Here is a 3,226-nt window from a genome sequence, read left to right as displayed (position 1 = left end):
GCATCGCGGGTTCGCGGCTGCTGGTGCATCGCAAAATCCACGACCGGTTCGTGGAAGGCGTCATAACGCTGGCGGCCAGCGCTCGATTGGGCAATCCGGCGCTGCAAGAGACGCAGGTCGGGCCGATCACCACGCAAGCCCAGCGCGAGAAGGTGCTGTCCTATCTCGGCATCGCGCGCCGCGAGGGTGCGCTTTGCGTGCTGGGCGGCGGCAAGCCGGCCTCGGGTGAATTGGCCGAGGGCTGGTTCGTCGAGCCCACCATCTTCACCGGCGTGAACAACACCATGCGGATCGCGCGTGAGGAGGTGTTCGGGCCGATCCTGTCCGTCATCCCCTTTGACGACGAGGACGAGGCCTTCGCCATTGCCAATGACAGCCCCTATGGGCTGGCGGCGGGAATATGGACCAGCGACATGGGCAGGGCGCTGCGCGGCGCGGCCGCGATGGAAGCGGGGATGGTCTGGATCAATTCATACCGTGCCGTCTCCTACATGGCGCCCTTCGGCGGCTACAAGAGGAGCGGTATCGGGCGCGAAAGCGGGCAGGACGCCATCAATTCCTATCTGCAGACCAAGACGGTGTGGATAGACACCGCCGGCAAGACCGCCAATCCCTTCGTTATCCGCTAGGCTAGGCTTCGGTGGGAGAATCCCCATTCCTAGCCAAGCTCGGCCCATGCTCCCTGAGACGGTGGCCGACTTACAAATGATCGAAGGATTGGACATGAGACAGGCAGGCAAGGTGGTGGTTGTCACAGGCGCGGCGCGCGGCATCGGACGCGCTTGCGCGGAACGCTTTTTGGCCGAAGGCGCGAAGCTCGTGCTCGGCGACATCGATGCCGTGGAGTTAAAAAAATGTGCCGCTGAAATCGGTACCACCGACAGCGTCCTGGCGGTCGTCACGGATGTCAGCAAGAAGGACCAGGTCGATGGGCTGATTGCAGCGGCGGTGGCGAAGTTCGGCCGTGTCGACATCATGGTCAACAATGCCGGCATCGCTCCGGTCCAGGACTTTCTCGACATCACAGAGGCGGACTACGACAGGGTTCTCGCCGTCAATCTGAAGGGCGCGTTCATGGGCACCCAGGCCGCAGCCCGCCAGATGATCGCGCAGGGTGGAGGCGGCGTCATCATTAACATGTCGTCGATCAATTCGGGCCTCGCCAACCCGCGTGTCGCCACCTACGCGATCTCCAAGGGCGGCATGAACCAGGTCACCAGCACCGCCGCCGTCGCCTTCGCTCCCCATGGCATCCGCGTGGTCGGTGTCGGCCCGGGCACCATCGCCACGGACATGGTCATGGACGGGACATTCATCGATTCGGAAGAAATGAGACGGGCAGTCCTTTCGCGTACACCGCTCGGGCGCCTCGGCACGGCAGCCGAGATCGCCTCGGTCGTGGCATTCCTGGCCAGCGACGACGCTTCCTACATCACCGGCGAGACGATCTACCCCGACGGGGGGCGCCGCGTTCTGAACTATACGGTCCCGATCAAGGAGTGAGAAGAATGGGGAGTGACGACATGGGCAATTTCGACAAGCTGCATCACATCTGCATCGTCGTGCACGATATCGACAAGGCGCAGGCCTATTATGACTCCATCGGCATCGGGCCATGGGAGTCCTATCCGCCGCTGGCCGAATACGAAGAACTCCAGGTCCCAAGCCCCGAGGGTTTCAAGGCGATGCAATACCGGATTTGCAACTTGCCGAACGTTCAGCTGCAACTGTGCGAGCCGAACGGCGATCCTTCACCGCAGCGGATTCATCTCAATGGCAAGGGTGAAGGCGTCTTCCATATCGGCTTCGAGGTTCGTGATGCGGATGCAGCCGAGGCCAAGGCGCAGGACGACGGGCTTCCCGTGCTGATGCGCGGGCGCCGGGAAAACCGCACCGGCTTCACCTATTACGATACGGCCGACAAGGCGGGCGTGATCCTGCTGACCCGGGCGACCAATCTGCCCGGCAAATGATCTTCGCGCGAAGGATTGGGGCTGGACAAGGAGACGGGGCGACTGATCAGCTGCCCCGCAATTCCTCAAGCCGGTCGACCAGGAATTTGCCGCTGGTGATGATATGCATTTCCAAAAGGCCGACGGCGCGCAGCGTATCCTTGGCTTCGCACAGGTCGATGAGTTGCCAGTGGTCGCGGTCGGACTGTGCCTGGATCTCGGTGAGCGTCACCATCATGCGCGTGTAGCGTTCCAGCTGCTGATAGATGCGCCCGACCAGTTCGATCGTCGCCTTGCGGCCGGACGGCGCGTAGAGCGCGGCGTGGAAGTTCCAGTTGAGCTGGTTCGAATACTCGCCGGTCTTGCCCTGCTCCTGGTGCTGCTTTGCACGCTCGCGGGCCAGCGCGAGGTCGGCCTCCGTCATCCTTGGAATGGCGAGGGCCAGTAGCCATGTTTCGATCCGGGCCCGCAATTCGTAGAGCTCGAGGATCTCGTCCAGGGAAATGGAGGTGACGACGGCGCCCTTGTGGGAAACCAGCGTGACGAAGCCTTCCGAATGAAGCTGATGCAGCGCCTCTCGCACCGGAATTCGGCTGACGCCGAACTCGGTGGCCAGATGCTCCTGCCGCAGCTGAAAGTTGGCCTCGTATTCGCCGATCAGGATCTTCTGCCTGATGGCATCGGCGACCTGGGTCGAGATGGTTTTCTTCTGTACGAGCATGAATCAGCCTGAGGCGGCCGCCGTGTTTGTTGACTGGCGCCGTGTTGATTGAAGAAGTGGACGCATAGCACCGTTGTCACCGCGATGCCATGTCGCCCGTTTCGCTTCAGTAGACATGTTCCTCGATAGGTTGATTGCCAGCGATCCGTTCGTAGCGGAAGGCCGACAGGTCGACAGAGCGGTACTCGCCATAGGCAATGAGATCACTGACGCCCGACCCGGTCGCCGCTGCATGCATCATGCCGTGGCCGCTGAAGCCGGTAGCCAGGACAAAGTTCGAAACCTCGGGATGCCGGCCGATGATGCCGCTGTGGTCGAAGGTGTTGTATTCGTAGAGCCCCGCCCAGGCGCGCAGCATGCGCAATTGCTCAAACCCGGGCACGCGATGGGCGAGCGCCGGCCAGATCAACTCGTCGAACAGGTCGTAATCCACATCCAGGCCAAAATCGTCCGGCTCGTTCTCGCGCACCGGCGGAATACCGCACAGGAAGAGCTGGCCTTCCGGCCGCAGCCAGAAGCCGCTCGTGTCGAAGACGAAGGGGCAGTTTTCGAT

At 62.1% G+C, this 3,226-nt stretch carries 5 protein-coding genes; 3 read left to right on the top strand and 2 right to left on the bottom strand.

Annotated elements, in window-relative coordinates; translation table 11 throughout:
* The 3 genes from EN906_RS28310 to EN906_RS28300 all read left to right on the top strand — a co-directional run.
* A partial coding sequence (locus tag EN906_RS28310) for an aldehyde dehydrogenase family protein (RefSeq protein ID WP_127375532.1) occupies positions 1-629 on the top strand: 629 nt, incomplete at its 5' end.
* 94 nt (positions 630-723) lie between these two features.
* A complete protein-coding gene (locus EN906_RS28305) occupies positions 724-1,503 on the top strand; it encodes an SDR family oxidoreductase (protein WP_127267888.1) in 780 nt (259 codons plus the stop codon).
* 20 nt (positions 1,504-1,523) lie between these two features.
* Positions 1,524-1,973, top strand: a complete 450-nt coding sequence (locus EN906_RS28300) for a VOC family protein (protein ID WP_127267887.1) — start codon at positions 1,524-1,526, stop codon at positions 1,971-1,973.
* Positions 1,974-2,019: 46 nt separating this feature from the next.
* Here EN906_RS28300 and EN906_RS28295 read toward each other — a convergent pair whose 3' ends face one another.
* Entirely contained in the window at positions 2,020-2,673 is a 654-nt protein-coding gene (locus tag EN906_RS28295) for a GntR family transcriptional regulator (protein ID WP_023809526.1), read from the bottom strand.
* A 106-nt stretch (positions 2,674-2,779) separates the two neighbouring features.
* Positions 2,780-3,226: FAD-binding oxidoreductase (locus tag EN906_RS28290; RefSeq protein ID WP_164777418.1), on the bottom strand; the 447-nt coding region annotated here is incomplete at its 5' end.

Origin of the sequence: Mesorhizobium sp. M7A.F.Ca.CA.004.06.1.1 (assembly GCF_003999135.1) — a bacterium.
Taxonomy (GTDB): Bacteria; Pseudomonadota; Alphaproteobacteria; order Rhizobiales; family Rhizobiaceae; genus Mesorhizobium.
The sequence above is the reverse complement of the archived record's forward strand: the minus strand, read 5'-3'. Positions and strand labels throughout refer to the sequence as shown.

Coding starts and splice junctions, on each gene's coding strand:
- EN906_RS28305 (WP_127267888.1), top strand. CDS start 724: ATGAGACAGGCAGGCAAGGTGGTGGTTGTCACAGGCGCGGCGCGCGGC.
- EN906_RS28300 (WP_127267887.1), top strand. CDS start 1,524: ATGGGCAATTTCGACAAGCTGCATCACATCTGCATCGTCGTGCACGAT.
- EN906_RS28295 (WP_023809526.1), bottom strand. CDS start 2,673: ATGCTCGTACAGAAGAAAACCATCTCGACCCAGGTCGCCGATGCCATC.